This is a genomic window from Psychrobacter sp. R86515 (assembly GCF_042466315.1).
GTDB lineage: Bacteria > Pseudomonadota > Gammaproteobacteria > Pseudomonadales > Moraxellaceae > Psychrobacter.
Window position 1 is genome coordinate 168,502 of sequence record NZ_JAXHCC010000001.1, and the last position, 19,392, is coordinate 187,893.

General features: G+C 42.0%; 15 protein-coding genes. 3 read left to right on the forward strand and 12 right to left on the reverse strand.

The window, feature by feature from the left end; translation table 11 throughout:
- Positions 1-347 precede the first annotated feature (347 nt).
- A complete protein-coding gene (gene epmB / locus SJY28_RS00675; protein ID WP_379543078.1) occupies positions 348-1,355 on the reverse strand; it encodes an EF-P beta-lysylation protein EpmB in 1,008 nt (335 codons plus the stop codon).
- Between the two features lie 160 nt (positions 1,356-1,515).
- On the opposite strand from epmB, the gene efp reads away from it, so the two are divergent.
- Complete coding sequence (efp, locus tag SJY28_RS00680; protein ID WP_160022040.1) at positions 1,516-2,088, forward strand: elongation factor P; 573 nt, start codon at positions 1,516-1,518, stop codon at positions 2,086-2,088.
- 157 nt (positions 2,089-2,245) lie between these two features.
- On the opposite strand, the gene SJY28_RS00685 is transcribed toward efp, so the two are convergent.
- From SJY28_RS00685 to SJY28_RS00735, 11 genes are all read right to left on the reverse strand, one after another.
- On the reverse strand, positions 2,246-4,042 hold the full coding sequence (locus tag SJY28_RS00685) for an ATP-binding protein (RefSeq protein WP_379543079.1): 1,797 nt from the start codon (positions 4,040-4,042) through the stop codon (positions 2,246-2,248).
- 36 nt (positions 4,043-4,078) lie between these two features.
- Positions 4,079-4,939, reverse strand: coding sequence for a ThiF family adenylyltransferase (locus SJY28_RS00690; protein ID WP_379543080.1), 861 nt, complete (start codon positions 4,937-4,939; stop codon positions 4,079-4,081).
- Positions 4,940-5,039: 100 nt separating this feature from the next.
- Positions 5,040-5,996, reverse strand: a complete 957-nt coding sequence (locus tag SJY28_RS00695) for a TatD family hydrolase (protein WP_379543081.1) — start codon at positions 5,994-5,996, stop codon at positions 5,040-5,042.
- A gap of 472 nt (positions 5,997-6,468) precedes the next feature.
- Positions 6,469-7,935, reverse strand: coding sequence for a secretin N-terminal domain-containing protein (locus SJY28_RS00700; RefSeq protein WP_379543082.1), 1,467 nt, complete (start codon positions 7,933-7,935; stop codon positions 6,469-6,471).
- Between the two features lie 25 nt (positions 7,936-7,960).
- A complete protein-coding gene (locus SJY28_RS00705; protein ID WP_379543083.1) occupies positions 7,961-8,713 on the reverse strand; it encodes a secretin N-terminal domain-containing protein in 753 nt (250 codons plus the stop codon).
- A gap of 77 nt (positions 8,714-8,790) precedes the next feature.
- Positions 8,791-9,696: a type II secretion system protein N gene (locus tag SJY28_RS00710; protein ID WP_379543084.1), complete on the reverse strand. Its 906-nt coding sequence runs from the start codon at positions 9,694-9,696 to the stop codon at positions 8,791-8,793.
- Positions 9,697-10,524, reverse strand: a complete 828-nt coding sequence (gspN, locus tag SJY28_RS00715; RefSeq protein WP_379543085.1) for a type II secretion system protein N — start codon at positions 10,522-10,524, stop codon at positions 9,697-9,699.
- Positions 10,525-10,753: 229 nt separating this feature from the next.
- The gene (locus tag SJY28_RS00720) at positions 10,754-11,077 is read right to left on the reverse strand and encodes an H-NS family nucleoid-associated regulatory protein (protein ID WP_101204384.1); all 324 of its coding nucleotides are present in this window, start codon (positions 11,075-11,077) and stop codon (positions 10,754-10,756) included.
- A gap of 1,043 nt (positions 11,078-12,120) precedes the next feature.
- Positions 12,121-12,744, reverse strand: coding sequence for a single-stranded DNA-binding protein (ssb, locus tag SJY28_RS00725; protein ID WP_101204383.1), 624 nt, complete (start codon positions 12,742-12,744; stop codon positions 12,121-12,123).
- Positions 12,745-13,061: 317 nt separating this feature from the next.
- The gene (locus SJY28_RS00730) at positions 13,062-13,673 is read right to left on the reverse strand and encodes a DUF3833 domain-containing protein (protein WP_379543086.1); all 612 of its coding nucleotides are present in this window, start codon (positions 13,671-13,673) and stop codon (positions 13,062-13,064) included.
- A 129-nt stretch (positions 13,674-13,802) separates the two neighbouring features.
- The gene (locus tag SJY28_RS00735) at positions 13,803-15,167 is read right to left on the reverse strand and encodes an MFS transporter (RefSeq protein ID WP_057761326.1); all 1,365 of its coding nucleotides are present in this window, start codon (positions 15,165-15,167) and stop codon (positions 13,803-13,805) included.
- Positions 15,168-15,849: 682 nt separating this feature from the next.
- On the opposite strand from SJY28_RS00735, the gene uvrA reads away from it, so the two are divergent.
- Positions 15,850-18,756 (forward strand): excinuclease ABC subunit UvrA, encoded by a 2,907-nt coding sequence (gene uvrA, locus SJY28_RS00740; RefSeq protein WP_296208579.1) that lies wholly within the window; start codon positions 15,850-15,852, stop codon positions 18,754-18,756.
- A 314-nt stretch (positions 18,757-19,070) separates the two neighbouring features.
- Complete coding sequence (locus SJY28_RS00745) at positions 19,071-19,346, forward strand: hypothetical protein (protein WP_379543087.1); 276 nt, start codon at positions 19,071-19,073, stop codon at positions 19,344-19,346.
- The last annotated feature ends 46 nt before the right edge of the window (positions 19,347-19,392 follow it).

The following is a 19,392-nucleotide window of genomic DNA, read 5'->3' on the forward strand; positions in this document are numbered from 1 at the left end:
TCATTATTGGTCACTTTCAGGTAATCAGCAATGTAACTTTATACAGGGCATAAAGAATGCTTGTTAAGGTCGACTGTAGAAGAATGATGATGTCTATCTATTATGGGCCTTAATTAAGAAATACACTCAAATAATATATGGGCACTATTGGAACCATATATTTAACTTTACTTGCTCTTTTATTAATCTGCGTGCCGATAGTCTATATTCTTTTCCCATAATATAACCATTTATTATATTGGAAAAGTAAGAATCTTAAATTTTTATTTTCAATAAGTGTTATTTACACACCTCACAACAACCATTCTTTGTTTACTATTTCCCCTAAATTGTTATAGTGCCCTACATTAGCTATTGCTGTAAATATCAATCGGCACTTTAAAAGGTCTATTCGGTAACTCTCTGACCAACTTAGGGACAAGATAACCTGGCAATGATGCTAACAATGACCAATAAAGCTCAATTGCTGCTTGCTCACTACTATCGAAATGCGCCGCACCAGCCACCTTGTCTAACACATGTAAATAATATGGTAGCACGCCAGAAGTAAACAAACGCTGACTAAGCTTCACTTGCCCGTCAAGAGTATCGTTGACACCTTTTAACAACACGGCTTGGTTTAATAGTGTAATTCCAGCTGCTCTAGCACGTTGCAAGTATTCGGCGGTTGGTGCATCTAGCTCATTGGCATGATTACAGTGAATGACCATGACAATATGACAGCGACTTTGAGATAACCTCTCTAACAATGCAGCGTCCAAGCGTGCGGGTATCACCAATGGTAAACGCGTATGCAGCCGAATGGTAGTAATCTGCGGAAGAGACTCCAAAGTATCTAACCATGAAAACAAACGTCGATTGGTCACATTTAGTGGATCACCACCACTCAAAATTACCTCATTGACCTCAGGATTTGCATTAATATAGTTGATGATATTTTCTTTTGCATCAGCAGTCGGCATATTGGCACTATAGTCAAAATGCTGGCGAAAGCAGTAACGGCAGTGAATAGCGCACGCGCCTGTAATCGTTAACAATACTCTTGACTGATATTTATGAAGCAAGCCTTTTACAGGATTTTGAGTGTTTTCGCTTAGCGGATCTGCTACATAGCCTGTGACGTTGATTTGCTCTTGCTGGTCTGGTAACACTTGTTTAAGCAGGGGATCATTACGGTCGCCAATAGCCATTTTTGCCACAAAGCCACGTGGCACACGCAGTTCAAAATGCTTAGGTACGTAAACTTCTGCACGCATTGATTCAAGCTGTAGGATACTTAATAGCTCATCAACAGATGTAATAGCTTCCGATAATTGCGTTTGCCAGTTTTTTTGTGTGATTAAATGGTTTATCATGACAGCCTATTACCTGTGCCCAAAATCCGATATTATACGCCCTTAGTGTCTAGCCTATCAAAGTATCCTCGTTAATCCGTAAATACTTGGCATAACAGAAAATTTTGGTACAGTCAGCCCTATGTCTTACTATTATATTTACAACCCCTAGGAGTTTCTTGTGGCAAGTTTTTCTACTAATGAATTTAAAGCTGGTCTAAAAGTGATGCTTGATGGCAACCCTTGTGCCATTCTTGAAAACGAGTTTGTTAAGCCTGGTAAAGGTCAAGCCTTTAACCGTGTTAAGTTGCGCAATCTTCGTAGTGGCAAAGTACTGGAACAAACTTTCAAATCAGGTGACAGCTTAGAAGCTGCTGATGTGATGGATACTGAAATGAACTATCTATACAACGATGGCGAGTTTTGGCATTTTATGCATCCTGAAAGCTTTGAGCAGATTCAAGCGGACAAAAACGCAATGAGTGACTCAATCAAGTGGTTAAAAGAAAACAGCAATGCTCTATGTACCATTACGTTATTTAATGGTGCTCCTCTGTCAGTCACGCCGCCTAACTTCGTTGAGTTAGAAATCGTAGAAACAGATCCTGGCGTACGCGGCGATACTTCAGGCGGTGGTGGCAAACCTGCTAAATTAGAGACAGGTGCTGTTGTACGTGTACCATTATTTGTGCAACAAGGTGAAGTGGTACGTGTTGATACGCGTACTGGCGACTACCAAACTCGCGTGAACTAATATCGCTCCGAACATGATTGATAGTTGATATTTACTGATATCTCTATCATCAATAAAAAAGCTTAACCACCATATAGGCGGTTAAGCTTTTTTTATATTTATCAATCATGGTTAATCGAAATGCTAATCAAGGGCGCTAATGCTAATATCTATTAAGTTACTCTTCTTCCAATGATTGCTTCTGTATTAGCCAATACTGTACCAAGGCATTTAACTGCTCTTGCTTAAAAGGTTTGGTACAATAGTCCTGCATACCAACTTTTAGATATTTCTCACGCTCGCCGTCCATTGCATTGGCAGTTAAGGCGATAATGGGCGGTAGTACTTGAGGATCATATAATTCATGCAGCTTAATGGTAGCTTGTACCCCATCCAAAATCGGCATGTGATGATCCATTAATATCACGTCATAACGTTCAGGAAATAGAGCAAAAGCCTCAATTGCTTGCTGACCATCAGTAACATGAGTGACGGTATGACCACTGTTGGTTAGTGCTTTTTTGGCAATAATCGCATTAACAGTATCATCTTCAACCAACAATATATGACCAGCTCGCTCGTGACTAGGTTCGATCATCGTCATATCGTTAGAATCTTGCCATACCTCATATTTGTCTTCTGCAATAGTAGGTAGCGGCAACAATACGCTAAAAGTAGTACCAACTCCTACCTCACTGCTCACATGAATGTGACCACCCATTAAGTCGACTAGAGATTTGCAAACAGACAGTCCAAGTCCAGTACCACCATAAAGACGATGGGTAAATTTGTTTGCTTGATCATAAGCATCAAATATAGCTTCTAACGATTCTGGTTTAATGCCCACTCCTGTATCTTTAACTTCTATACACAAAGTCATATTTTGACCAGTTCTGTCGCCTTCTATTTTACTTGCTTCGTCTTTTAGACCAGTGCTGATAACATCTTCGGCAATGTTATCTGGGCAGTAGCAATTGTCCATATGTTTGACATCGATGCTTACTCGACCACCTTCCCGCGTAAACTTAATCGCGTTATTGACTAAATTTGCGATAATCTGTTTAAGCCGTACAGAATCCCCTTTAACGTAGGGCGATAATGTTTCAGTATAATGATAATCTAAAGTCAAGCCTCTTTGGCGCGCCTTTATAGCAAACAAACTGACGACTTCATTACATAAGCTAGATAAATTTAATGGAATAGAATCAATCGTCATTTTTCCAGACTCGACTTTCGATAAGTCCAAAATACCATTAATGATGACCATCAAATGCTCATTAGAAACCTTAATATTATCAACGTATTCTCGCTGTTCATCACTAAGATCGGTATCACCTAACATATCTACCATACCGATAATTCCATTCATCGGTGTACGAATCTCATGACTCATATTAGCCAAAAAGCTCGATTTCATTTCATTAGCGTGCTTTGCATCACGTTGCTTATCTTGCAACTGCAAAGCATCAGCTGCCATTTTTGCAAACTCTACTAATATCTCTGATTGCTGCTCACTAAAATTATGATTAGGCTTCGTATCCATAAGACATAAAGTCCCTAGGCGGTAATTCTTATTGTCCTCATACAAAATAATAGGTGCCCCAATGTAGGATCGTAAATATGGGAAACCTGTGACCATAGGGTTCTGGCTAAAACGACTGTCGTTCCATGTATCTGGTACTATCAATACTTCATTAGACAATATTGTATAATTACAGAAAGCCGTATCACGTGGTCCTTTGGTTATACTCTCAGGCGCATCTTCAAATGTGCAAGCTGGTTTTAGATATTGGGTTTCCTCATCCATAAAGGTAATCGTAACTACTGGTACATCAAAGAACAGCTTTGCCAGCGCGACTAGCCGATCGAATGCAGGCTCATCATCTTCATTGAGTACCTGATACTTTTTTAGCTTGTTAATACGCTCTGATTCATCTACCGCGACAGGGTAGCTCTGCTTTGGCGAGTTAGACATAGACAAGGTAAACTCCATTAAATAATATCAGACGCATTAGTTACGACTCGTCTGTCTTATTAATAATTGTAATGCTTCACTCACCATAATCATCGCCACTACTGACGTAACGACCACTGCTGAGCCATAACCACCGCACTGTAGACCACCTGTCTGACAGCTCTTATCTACAATTGGCGGCTCTGTCGAATAGACACACTTGATACCAAATTTTTCTTTTAAAGCACTGTTAATGCCTTTCTCGTGGCGTAACTTGTTGCGTAACTTGGCAAGTAGTGGATCTTGATAACAGTCACGCAAATCACTTACTCTAATCTGACTTGGATCTATCTTACCACCTGCACCGCCCGCACAGACCAACTTTAGTTTATTAAAACGACAGTGTAAAGCGATTGCTAATTTAGCATTCATATCGTCTACACAGTCTAAAATAACAATCGGTTTACCCTGAGCATTGGCAAATTTGACTGCTTCACGACTTGGTAAGAGTGTGGCGACATTATCTACTGTCAAAAAGTCATCGACTAAATTTAACGTTACTGTGGGATTAATTTCTCTAATACGAGTTGCCATTGCTTCAATTTTACTTTGACCAAATGTGCTGTCCAATGCAGGCAGTTGGCGATTGACATTAGAAGCAACCAATACATCCAAATCAATCAACGTAATCGTTCCCACTGCTGTCCGAGCCAGCGCCTCTGCTGCCCAAGAGCCCACCCCTCCTACACCAATAATGTAGACATGAGCTGCCGAAAAAGTATCAACCGCAGAGGTACCATATAGTGTCCGTGTACCTTGAAAACGACGATCGTACTGCTCATCTTGTTGGCGCGATTCGTCTTGTGCAAGACTGTCTTCGACGGATTTTGGTTGTTCAAATTGTCGCGTGTCACTCATAACAGATCAAATTCTCTTTTAAAATATTTTGGTTGTCATTTATACGGCTCATACTTTTTAGCTTCTAATTACAGCTATGCTTTTCTTATAAGTAGCACAGTTACATTGAATAAGCCCAGTCTACTTTCAGAGCATCACAGCTATTTTGCCATAACTGCTTAGCAAGTTTATCATGTGGTATTTCTAATAGCTCACTCAAGCTTGCTAATACCCATGGCAGATTGGCTGGTACATTCCTATTATGTGAATCAGTATCATCCGTTATCTGACACATAATAGGTGTCATATCTGGACAATCCGTCTCAATGACCAAGCATTCGATGCCATGACTCTCAACTGCTACTTGAATAGCACGGCGCAGTTTTTTGGCATTCGGATTGGTTATCTGACCCGTAACACCAAGCTTAAACCCCAATTTTACAAAAGCCTTCGCCTCTTGTTCGCCACCGCTAAAGCTATGGGCAATACCGCCTAATTTATGCGCATCATATTTATGCGCTTTTAATATTGCGAGCGCTTCAGCATGCGCTTTACGAATATGTAGCATCACTGGCAGATTGTGGGCCACTGCTATATCCAACTGCGCCGCAAAGAACCTTTTTTGTTTAGCAAATATATCAGGCTGCTTCATTATATCTGTAAAGGTGTCTAGTCCAATCTCACCAATAGCTAATGGACGACGACCCACCACCATTTGTTCAAGTTGTATCAAATGATCATCGGTATGCTGCTCAATATAAAAAGGATGCAAACCGAGCGCGATATAGGCTGCAACATCGCACTTATCTTTACTATTCACCTTTATCACAGACGACTGCGACATTTTATTAATGAAATCTTGAGTATCATACATGCGATCAAAATACTGATATAAATAACCTACTAGCACTAAGTGACGAATACCTTGACTATAAGCCTGCTCTACCTGTTGTCTGCGATCATTGTCGAACACTGGAGCATCAAAATGTGTATGCGTATCTATAAGAGGATAGACATTTTTTAAAACTTCTCTAGCGTTTGTTCTCTCAGCAATGGTCGCTGATTTGTTGCCACACATCAATAGACTCCAAAACTGATTTTTCAGAACATAGAATTAAATGATAGATTGCTATAGACGCATTTTTAATCTTCTACTTTTTAATTACTAGCTTCTACTTACAAGCTGCATTCTCACGAGCATCATTAATACTGCTCTCAGATACGGTATCATGGTTACTTACTGTCTTCGTATTATCCTTTCGACTACTGCGCCTAGGGATGAGCAATAGCGCAGTTGCAGCCACACTCAGTAAAAACCACTTTTTTGTATTCTTATAATCTGTCATCTTAGTTTCTGATTTACTATAGTGAAAAACATGATACGTAACTCATTATTCTACTAGTAACCAATATACCCAAATATAAAAGCAGCTATGTTTATCTGTGTTATGAATACGCAAGCTAATGTACGATGTAACTATCGTCTATCACATCGTACATTAACTTATGTCAGTTGAATCATATTAACCGTTATATATAGAGCTAATATTTTAACGATTAAGAGGATAGGTCGTGATACCGCTATTAGGACTATCTACTCTCGTAAAACCTTGCGAAGTAGATTTTGGCGCTTGATCACGTTTAGGGATAAGGGGATTGAGCGGCATAAGCTCGTAATCTGCACTGACATTACCATTCCAACCTTCAGTACCGCTCAATGGTAATTGCTTAATCGTACCGTTTTTATCAATGACCAACTGCAACACTCGCATTTGATTGAATTTGCGTTCAGTCACACTCGCTACCGCGCCGCCATCACGTAAGATAGTCGGCTGTAAAAAGATAATCAAATTGCTCTTTTGGGTGCTGTCATTGTCAGAACGAAAGAGTCTACCGATGACTGGAACATTACCCAGTCCAGGAACCTTCTGTTGACGTGTGGTGGTATTGTCACGCATCAGGCCGCCCAAGGCAATCGTCTGCTGATCATCCGCTAGAATAGTCGTATTAATAAGGCTTTTATTGGTAATCAGTCCACTAGCATTACCCGTACTACCTGGTACGACTGACGAGACTTCTTGCGACACTTCTAAACGTACTGTGCCATTGTCACCAATATGAGGAATAACATTCAGATTAATACCAATGTCTTGACGATCAATTGTCTGAAATGGGTTGTTTGAGTTATTGCCACTAGTGGTAAAAGAACCTGTGACAAAAGGTACGTTTTGACCAACTAAGATACTGGCTTTTTCATTATCCAATGTCAAAATCGATGGCATGGATAGCAAGTTGGCACTGGTAGATGAGTCAAGCGCCTGTAAAATAGCGCCATAAAACTCTGTATTGCCCTGACTGTCTTTGCGACTGTCTCCAATGCCTATCAATGCACCTGCGATAGAGCTGGCAGCAGCGCTAATACCTGCCGTACTTGTCCCTGCTAAAGCCGCCGCCGCAAGTGTCGTAGCGCTGGCCCCCACATTGTTAAAGTTGACCACTCCATAGCCACTGTTGGCATTACCTAGCGCCCACTGAACACCTAGCTGGGTGGCATCATCACCTGACACTTCAACAATAGCGGCTTGAATTAATACTTGTGCGCGGCGACTGTCTAATTGGTTGACCGCATCTTCAATCTCAAACATTAGCTCAGGGGCGGCATTGACGATAACGGCATTTTGAGTTTCGTCAGCGATAATACTAAACGGACGACCGCCCACTCCTGTGCTTGTTCCACTTGTGCTGCTAGTCGAGACAGCGGCCGCACTGCTACCTAAGCTATCGCTGGCTGCGTTGTTGATTGCTGCACCTGTGCTGCTTACATCATTTAGCGACGCTGATTCTAACGTCGAGGTCGCGCCAGCACTATTAATAGATTGATTAGCAAGTAAGCCGCGTAACATATCGGCGATATGACCAGCACTAGCATACTTTAAACGAAAGACACGTAAACCACTTAAACGTCTGGTCGGCGTGGTATCCAATTGATTGACCATTTCTTGGACTTTAGCAATCATTTCAGGACTGCCTTTGACCAACAGTCTATCGCTCGAACGTATCAGCAATCACCTTTAGCTGATTGTTGCCACCTTGAGCTTGTCCACTACCCGCACTTGAGACTAAAGCGCTAATCAACTCCATCATACGTTCGGCATCGACGTGGCGTAGCGGTATCACTTGCAAACTGTCATTCACATTGCTGTCTAAATCACGGATAAGGGCTGTCAGTTGGTTAAGGCTGTCTGCTCTATCGGACAATACTAGCGCATTGACACCAGGTACAGCGGCCGCGTGAGCCGACTGCGGCATCAATGGGCGAATAACCCCTAACACCTCTGCAGCTTGGGTGTTGGTCAAATAAATAACTCGAGTAGCGAGCGACTCGCCAACACTATCACCGCGTAAATCAACTGCCACACCAGATTGCTTAGCAATATTATCTGGCACCAGTTTTGTCGTCGTCCCCGATTCAATCGCAGCAATACCATTCACTTGCATTACGCTCAGAAATAGCTGATAAATCTCATCACGGGACAAGGCTTTGTTAGAGATGACTGTGACATTGCCATTGATACGCGGATCAAGCACAAAGTTTTGATCCGTGATGGTCGCAACTTCATTGATAAAGGCTTTAATATCAGCGTCTTGCAAATTGACTTTCCAGCTCTCAGCATTGGCAAGACCAACACCAGCAGCCCATAATGGCACTGCCAGACAAAGTGAACGACACAGGCGCATCAAACCCTGCAGGCTACGGTACAAAGGCGTGGCTGAAAAATTCTGAAAACTTACCATATTGATGATTACCTACAGTGATATTGCTTACTATGTGCTGAATTTTTAAGGAGCAATTTTGCTAAAAACCTACCCTGCTAGAACTGCTGGCGAATCGTAATAACTTGCTCACCACGTTGAACCTCTATCTGCGCTTCACCTGCTTGTTGTACTTGCTGAAGTACACCAGCATCCTGCGCCGGATTATTACCTACGCTCTGTCCGTTGACAGTTAGTACCTTATCGCCTGGCTCAAGCCCTAAACGATTACGTAGGCCAGCAGGCATAGCCGCTGTAACTTGGTAGCTTTCACCTGATGCCATCACCCCCATCCTACTTAAATAACTGGCAGGGTTTTCTTGCAAAGCCGTAACCGCTTCTTCGATAGCTGACTGTGGATTACTTGAAGTGTCTGCGCCAGTTGTCCCTTCTGCCTCAGGAACAGCGTTTTGTACTGGCTGGGGCGCTGTAGGCAACATGCTATTGTTTGGCAAACGCTGGTTACTTATTCCGCTTGCTAGCATATCACTTTGGTCTAATGGCATCGCCTCTGGCATTTTAATAACGGTTTCTTTATCGTTAGCATCAGCGATGATAACTGAATTCCAATCAACAGCCACGAGCATATAATCGCTGTCTTTTAATTTATCACCGATGCGATAATTTTTGACTTCGCCACTAACATTCAATAAGGCGGAAGACATGCTCTCAGGTATGGCTAGTAGTACGCCTTTGAGCTCAATGTTGGGAGGTGGTTGCACGGCTGCAGTGATAGGATCGGGATCAGCAAAGATTGCAAATAAGCCACTATAATCGTTGGTAGATTTGGCCCTATTTTGTAGAGGCGCTAAAGGCAATGCAGGTGCTAAAGGAGCTGCTAGCAATAGCCATAAAAGACGGGCGGCTGTCCAGCATAGCCAAGCAATGGCTAACAACAATAGCCAAGCTGAAAAGCGATTGAGAGTATTGATAACAGGTTTTAGGCTTGCGGCAATATTAAGCATTTAGTTCGCCCCCAAACCAGCTAGCAATGGCTGGCGCACACTGACAACTGGCGTATCTTGAGGAGCCTGTCCTTTATACTCAGGCATGTTCTCTAGCAAGCGCTGCGTCAAACTGACATCGAGCATATTATCGCTATCGAGATACAGATCTCCCAAACGCTTATCTTGATTGTTCAATAAATTGATATGCAGCAAATCTCTATTGTTTTTCTGCTCTGTACTAAGCTCGGCTCTTAGAGCAGGCATCGTAATATAAAAAACTTTGCCACCACTAGGATAGCCTACCTCACCACCAACCCAAGTCAATTGACCATCCGCTGCACTAAATCCGCCAGCGTCTTTGGCAGGCTCACTACTAGATGCCTCACTTTTATCAGACTGGCGCGTTAGCGATACATTATTTACTTGAATAGGGGTATTTGGCAGCTGCCAGTTGACCACACTCGCTAGCGTCTCAGGTGCAATTTTCCCACTCATGTTGTCAACTTGCCATGAGTTTAACCCAAGTTTAACTTGCCCATTCAGACGTGTCTGTGCTGAGTGAATATTGACGTCCGCACCTAGCTTACCTATGAGTAACTGCCAAGGCTGCCATGACCATTCTGCCATACCTGTAAGCGACGTCGATGACATAGGCAATTGCCAAATGGCAGCACCTTGCCATACATTGCCAGATACATGCTGGACATAAGGCGTATCTGGCGCGTATTTCTCAAGTAACCATGCTGCTGGCATTTGCAACACTGCAAATAGCGCAAACAACACAAACCCAACTAGCCACCAGAGCTTACGGGGACGTTTATGAGAAAACTCAGATACTTGGGCCACAGTCGTACAACTCTTATATAAGACAAAAACGTCATTATCATAACAAACAATGGCATATAGATGACAGAAAAAAAGCCAGTATCTTTTTGCCAAAATACTGGCAGTAAAGATACTGGCTTTTATTTTCTCGAAAGCAGCTCTATCTATCGCTAAATTATTGTAAATAAACCATTATCAATAGCAATTTCAAGCTGGCTCACAGAAAGGCATTTTATAAGAAAACAGCTAATTAAATAGCAAAATCTTCGATATCACGACCTGCTGCTAGCGCTTCAACCAACCACGTTGGCTTACGGCCACGTCCAGTCCAAGTTTCACTATGATCATCAGTATTGCGATATTTAATACTGCGTTTTTTCTCTAACTTTTCACCAGCTTTCAGTATCTCTTCGATCGTTGCATTGCTATCTTCTGCAATCTGCTCAAACTGCATATACGCATCATACAAACGTTGATGTTGTTTTTTGGCGATAAGTTGTTGAGCGTTTTCAGTGATAGCACGTAACTCATCTACGTTCAAATTTTCTAAATCAATTGCGTTATTTTTGCTCATAATAAATCCAACTATAAAATAAGAGTGTGGCCTCTATTGAGGTATTGTTTTTCGTGAAAACATGCGGAGAACAAATCGTTCATTAGCCATTAAATCTATGTATAAAATATAATTAATTCTAAAGAGTATCTAGTTTCTAATAACAGCCCAAACAATCCATTATAAATAGAAAATATATAGCGATAGATGCTCATTGTATCCATTTTAAATAAAATTAGTTTTAGATAAATCTAAACACACAAGTCATCATTCTTTATATATTGCTATTATAGCTTTGAAAGTATTTTCTAATAATAAAAAAAATCTAGTACTTTGACTACTGCTAGAATTTCACAATAATATTTCGACAAAAATCTACTGTTAAAATAATAGAGTAGTAAGTTCGTACACTATACTCTCAAATACTGCTAATCTTAAGGGTAGTCTTGCATTACCTCAGTAACTTATTATGTCGTTCCTATGGTACTTTCTAAAGAAGTTAACCACTTCATATAAATATCTGTTATCCAACTAGCTTTCGATTTATTAATAAGAAACAAGTAAAAATTTGGCTATTATCATCGAGATTTATTTTATTTAAAAACGATCAATATATATTAACTATACGCCATATAAAGTTAGTATAGCAATTTTTAAAACTAAACGTCACTAATCATAATTATTTTTTGGTATAAACGGTCAATATAGAGTATAGAAGGTAGTAAGCATATTAATTAATGTAATAATTAATAGTATTAAACCAATACCAAATAAACTTAATTTTAATCATTTAGGTATTAAGAGCGTATTAAATAAATTAAAAATTCTTTGATAAAAAATTAGTTTAGCTACGTTAAAAAGCATCAACTGAATTATATTTTTGGATGTAGCTAGCCCTCTATAGAAGAGCTACAGCGTTAACCTTGCTTGAAGTATCACAGTTACATCTGCACTCAGCTGCCTTGGATCTTTTTTAATTGAATCAACTACAGCAAGCATTAAAAAACCCCCGTAATTACGGGGGTTAATAGTATATTCTTTACATATAAGTCTTAGGTAAATCCTCAGAACGGAATATCATCATCTACAGGGCCATCTGGCATTGCTGTAGGCTTAGATTGTGCAGGTTTCTGTGCTGGCTGATTGAACTGGTTTTGCTGAGCAGGCGCCTGATTGTTAAAGCTATTCTGACCACCTTGAGCCGCTGGTTGATTGTAACCACCTTGATGTGCCATTTGATTATTTGCTTGCTGACCAAAGTTATTTTGATTGTTTTGGCCACCTTGATTATTATAGCCACCACTCTGACCTTGGTTCTGACCACCAAAGCTATCTCCACCCTGACCGCCGCCAGTTTGACCATCGAGCATCTGCATTTGTTCAGCACGAATCTCAGTAATATAACGGTCTTGACCACTTTGGTCTTGGTATTTACGTGTACGCAAACTACCTTCGATATAAACCTTGCTGCCTTTTCGCAGATATTGCGCTGCGATTTCACCTAGACGGTTAAAAAGTGCGATACGATGCCACTCTGTCGCTTCTCTTTTTTCACCGCTTTGTTTGTCTGTCCACTGCTCTGATGTCGCAACCGAGATATTGGTTACGCTACCGCCATTGCTAAATTGGCGTGCCTCAGGATCTGCTCCGAGGTTACCGATGATGATAACTTTATTGACTCCGCGCATGATACCGTCCTTTTACTTATGAATAATTTAATAAACTGTTTTAATCATTATCTGATAGCGTCAGTCGGCACTATCGATTGTATAGTTTTACTTTAACCAATTTTTATCGAAATATCTATAGGCTACCTATGGCGCACGTCATTCTATGTCGCTTAGATACTCTATCTAGGTATGCTAGTCGATATTGTAGAGTTCAATAAATAACAGGTAATAGTTAAATATGCTGCTATTTTGCCATTTTAAGATGCTGAAGAACACCTTTCACCTTTATCGATATTGCATAGCACCTTACTTATTATCAAGTGATTTAGAGATTTCTAGTTATCATCAGAAGGCTTACGATGCATACTTAACGTCACGCTACCCAGCTCTACGCCAAATTTTTTCATCACTGAGCGATTGAGCATGACATCCTCATTGATAAGATACATCCAATCATCGAACGTTACTTTGTAGGTTTTGTCTTCGCCAGGTAACTCTAATAAGTAATTCCAGTGCAACGTATTGCCAACCACTTGCCCTGTTGCCTCGCCAATGACATCACCTGCCACACCTTTCCAGCTGCCATCTGTCTGCTCAGTCAGTCGCCATATACGCTGCGATCTCGTACCATCTGCCCACGAGAAATTCTCGTTTAGGACAATGACATCATCTCCTTCATGGGTCGCATCAATATCAACATAAAAGCGCTTTTTGACCTCGCCATTTCGACCTTGGAACATACCCCAACCATCGATTTGACCCGAAAAAAACTCATGCATGTCGAGCGTCGGTGTAGTATTCTGATATGCCTGAATATTTTGCGTAGCGCAACCAGAGGTCAGCAGCATGGCTGATAAACCAAGACCTACGGTTAACGTGGCTATTGAACGATGCGCCTTCTTTTTACCCTCAATGACACTACCAAACAACATCTTAAATTTACTCATATTAATTCCTTTTAAGTAGAGATAAATAGTTAGTTTCTACTTATTGATACTGATGGTTTATGAGATTGTTGTCTGTGCAATTTTTGCTATTTGGCTTCACTTCCGTATACAACTACAAGTATAAAGCTGCTATATATCTAGCGGACTTTGCGCCAAACTCGATAGCTGTTGACGAGAATCATCCGTCAACTGTGTCTTATCTAACTTTAAATAGGCGACTTGCTCTTTTGCCATTACGACCAACTCATCAACACCATCTACTGCCAACATCTGCCGTGACCAATCTTGAATATTGATGTCTTTAGGAATAGTAACTGTCGTGCTCGATAGATAAGGTGGCTGAGAAATGGGAATGATGATAAGCAATGCCGCACCCATAATAATAGCCAGTATGCCCCACGCCAACAAATTAGGCTGGCTTAATAACAGACCACCCATTGCCCCACCTACAAATGCACCAAAGAACTGACTAGAGGAATTAAGCCCCATTGCGGTCGCTTTATTGGCGACTGGTGCACGCTTAGATATCCATGAGGGAATCGTCGCCTCAAGTAAGTTAAAGCCCATAAAGTACAGCAGCAAACCCAATATAATACCAACACCGACCTGACTACCAAGCGCTAGCAATGCTAAAGCGGCGGTCATTAATGCAATCGCACCCAAAAAAACCTGACGCATTTTGCGTTTCTTTTCAGCGATGATAATAAACGGTATCGCAATGGCGAAGCCAATAAACAATAGCGGCAAATAAACCATGCCTTGCTGACGTACTGACAAGCCAAGTACGTCACTGAGCTGGTGCGGCAATATCACAAATATCGCCGTCATCGTCAGGTGTAGCGCAAAGATGCCGATATGTAAGCGGTTAAGATCGCCAATTTTAAGGACAGTGGCTAACTGTTGACCGATGGTCTTATTATCCAGATTGTGCTTGAGCACGCGCATAGGCGTCGGTACAACCACCAATAGCAGCATTGCCAATATAGCAAATCCTGATGTTAGCCAAAACAACCCAGAGATACCGAGCGAGCCGACTAATAATGGACCAAAAGCAAAGGCGAGCATAATAGAGGTCGCAATCGTCAGACCCATCGTGGCCATCGCTTTAGTACGCATCTCTTCGCGAGTCACATCAGCCAATAGCGCCATAAGCACAGCAGAGACCGCGCCACTACCCGCCAGCGCTCGACCAATAATCACTTCGTAAATATCAGTCGCATTTGCTGCAATCATGCCGCCGACAGCGAATAGTATCAATCCCAAAAAGATAATAGGCTTACGCGGAAATTTATCAGCAGCCAAACTCATCGGTATCTGAAAAATAGCCTGCCCTAAGCCATAAATACCAACGGCCAAACCAATCAAAAACGGCGTCGCGTGTGCATAATTGTCACCATAAACAGAAAATACCGGCACAATCATAAACAAGCCAATCATACGTAAGGCAAAGATGCCACCGACTCCGAGGATTGCCCGTTTCTCTACGCTATTCATACTTGCCTCACTGGTTGATCATTGCTGGTTGCTCATTGCTATCTTTCACGACTAACACTGTGCCATACCATGATTTATCACTACTGGTTTATCAAGGCATTGGCCTATAAATCAAGCCCCCTAGTATAAGACATTCGCCGTTTGGTTGCCGAGACTTTTGTCTTACTGGTGCAGCAATGTATGCGCTCTCAACCCAAGCCATTCATATTACGAGATTATTTTGTTACCAAGTGCATCAGATGCACAGTCCTGCCTTGAATAATGCTGTCACCGTGACAATAAAGTAAAACGTTGTCAGCACAATTAATGGCTAACTCACTATATCTACGTAATAATGAACGCTTCTATAAAATGACAGTTTTGGTCAAAACCATAACAAACGATGCCTGTTACTTAACACTGATTTGATTTAGATTTGCTTAGTCCTATAAAAAATAGTCGTAGGAACGACAAACAATATAAAGCCAAACAACAATAGAAAATGAATAACTAGGTTGGCATAACTTTTACCTTATCAATGTATGTACCTTTATAACGATACTCTTAATAACAACGCTACTTATAACAACACCATAAATTTAGAATTATTCACGTTTTAACCAACCACTTTACTGATCTGTATTTACTTTTTAGCTTGAGATATTTTCCAATCCCCTTTTAGCAAATAGGAAACCTGTAACCGATGGCACATGACCATATCGCAATACGCGGCGCACGTACTCATAATTTAAAAAACATCGATTTAGACATTCCACGAGATAAATTCGTGGTAATTACTGGCCTATCTGGCTCTGGTAAATCTTCGTTGGCATTTGACACCTTGTATGCCGAAGGGCAACGTCGTTATGTTGAGAGTTTATCGGCCTACGCACGTCAGTTCCTCTCGCAAATGGAGAAACCTGACGTCGATAGTATCGAAGGTCTATCCCCTGCGATTGCTATCGAGCAAAAGTCCACCAACCATAACCCACGCTCGACCGTCGGTACGATTACCGAAATTTATGACTATCTGCGTCTGCTCTATGCACGCATTGGTACGCCATATTGCCCTGAGCATGGTGAGCCAATGGTCGCGCAGTCAGTCACTGAGATGGTCGATCAGGTCATGGCCTTGCCAGATGACACCAAGATTATGATTTTGGCACCGGTGATTCGTGAGCGTAAAGGTGAGCATACCGTTTTGCTTGAGCAGCTGATTGGACAAGGTTTCGTCCGTGTGCGCGTTGACGGTGATGTCTATGATACCGATGAGCTACCGACGTTGGATAAGAAGAAAAAACATACCATCGAAGTGGTGGTCGATCGCTTTAAAGTCCGTGATGACTTGGGCAACCGTGTCGCTGAGAGCTTAGAGACGGCGTTACGTCTAGGTCAAGGGCTGGTCACGCTACACTTTATGGATGGTAATCCAAAAGAAGGCGGTGACGAAAACCAAGTGATGTCAGCCAAGCATTCATGCCCTGTCTGTGATCGTGCAGTGCCTGAGCTTGAGCCACGTATGTTCAGTTTTAACAACCCGTATGGCGCATGCCCAAGCTGTGATGGCCTCGGTAAACGTCAATATTTCGCCGCTGAAAAACTGATTACTCATCATGAGAAGTCACTTAACCAAGGCGCAATCAATGGTTGGGATAAGCGTCATGCGTACTATTTTGGTTTGCTTAGCACGGTCTGTAAGCATTTCAAAATCGACATGGATGCACCGTGGCAAGATCTGTCTAAAGAGCAGCAAGACCTAATCATGCATGGTTCTGGTAAAGAAAAACTGACCTTTAACTTTACCGATGAGCGCGGCCGCAAGACGAATAAGACTGTACCATTTGAAGGTGTGCTTCCTTACCTAGAGCGTCGTTATGCTAAAACGCAAAGTAACCTCGTTCGTGATGAGCTGGCTAAATATCTCGCAGATACCACTTGTAACGTTTGTGATGGTGCACGTCTGAATGAAATCTCACGCAATGTCCGTGTCGATGACCAGACCATTGCAGAAATCGTTAAGCTGTCTATCGGTGATGCGGCGGACTATTATAAAACGCTAAAGATTGGCGGTCATAAAGGTGAAGTCGCGGAAAAAATCTTTAAAGAGATTAATGAGCGTTTAAACTTTCTTGTGAGCGTTGGACTGGATTATCTGACCCTTGCTCGCTCTGCCGAGACGTTATCGGGCGGTGAAGCGCAGCGTATTCGTCTAGCCAGCCAAATCGGTGCTGGTTTGATGGGCGTGATGTATGTACTTGATGAGCCATCAATCGGTCTGCATCAGCGTGACAATGATCGTCTGCTAAAAACCCTAACGCGCTTGCGTGACTTGGGTAATACGGTACTGGTCGTTGAGCATGATGAAGATGCGATTCGCCAAGCAGATCACGTCATCGATATCGGTATCGGTGCAGGCGTGCACGGTGGTCATGTCATCGCTCAAGGTACGGTCGATGACATCATGGCAAACAAAGAATCGCTGACTGGGCAATATATGTCTGGTAAGAAAAAAATCGAGATTCCAACTGTGCGTCATAAAGCCAAAACTATTGATGTCGAAGTCAAAGGTAAAGCCAAAGCCAAAAAAGTGCCGATGACCATCGAGCTAAAAGGTGCGTCAGGCAACAACCTACATGATGTAGATTTGACCATTCCTGTTGGTATCATGACTTGTGTGACGGGTGTCTCAGGTTCGGGTAAATCAACCTTGATTAATCGTACGCTTATGCCATTGGCAGCGACTCAGTTAAACAATGCCTCAACGCTGATTGCCGATAAATTTGAAAGCATTAGCGGTCTTGAGCATTTGGACAAAATGGTCGATATCGATCAAAGCCCAATTGGCCGTACGCCGCGCTCAAACCCAGCGACTTATACTGGCGTGTTTACCCCTGTGCGCGAGATGTTTGCCCAGACCCAAGAAGCGCGCGCCCGTGGTTATAAGCCTGGTCGCTTTAGTTTCAACGTAAAAGGCGGACGCTGTGAGATGTGCCAAGGCGATGGCCTTATCAAAGTTGAGATGCATTTCCTACCAGATATGTATGTGCCATGTGATACCTGTGAAGGCAAACGCTACAACCGTGAGACCTTAGAGATTCACTACAAAGGCAAAACCATTGCTGACGTGCTTGATATGACCGTTGAAGATGCCGTTGAGTTCTTCTCAGCCATTCCAGCGATTTATCGTCGCCTGCAAGCATTGATGGATGTCGGTCTGAGCTACATTCGCTTGGGTCAGTCTGCGCCAACACTATCAGGTGGTGAGGCGCAACGTGTCAAACTGGCGCGTGAGCTTGCCAAACGTGATACGGGACAGACGCTGTATATCTTGGATGAACCAACCACTGGTTTGCATTTCCATGATATCGATAAGCTACTCAATATCCTGCATGCCCTACGCGATAAAGGTAATACCATCGTGGTCATCGAGCACAACTTGGATGTTATCAAAACGGCAGATTGGGTGATTGATCTAGGCCCTGAAGGCGGTAAAGGTGGCGGTATGATCATCGCTGAAGGTACACCTGAGGAAGTGGCTGAAGTCAAAGAATCCTACACGGGTATATTCTTAAAGCCAATGCTTGAGCAAGGTATGAAAGAAGTCAGCTAATACCGTTAGTCATGATTGATAAAAGGCCACTCTTTATAGGGTGGCCTTTTTTTTTGCGGCTGGTGTAAGGCAAAGCGCAAACTATAAGCTATGAACGGAAATCGATATGTAAACTAAGACTTAAGTTACTTCACTACGTTACCTTTCTTAATATTTATTAAAAATACTTAAAATTTAAATGTATTAATATTTAACTGGTTAGATATGATGCGTATACGCATACGATATAGAAACAACTGGTTAATAACGATATAACCAACACAAATTGACGTTACCCACTCTTGTACGACCTCTGGAAATTTTAAGGATTCTCTATGAAAAAATTACTATTTATTGTCTTAGCATCTACTGTTGGCGTTAGCGCCTGTGCGTCAGGCGGCACATCAAATGGCGTAAGCGATCGCAACCATCAAAGACCTGCGATATCAGCGGATATGAAGCAAGCCATGGATGATTGTGCTCAACGAGCTGGCGTGAAAATGACTAAAGAAAGTCGTCCAAGTAAAAGTGATATGAAGAAGCTAGAAGCCTGTATGACTGCAAAAGGGTATAAAAAACCTGAAGGACATGGTCAAGGCCGTCCGCAATAACTAGTAATTTTTAGATGACTGATGATGAAAGGCTACTCTTTAGGGA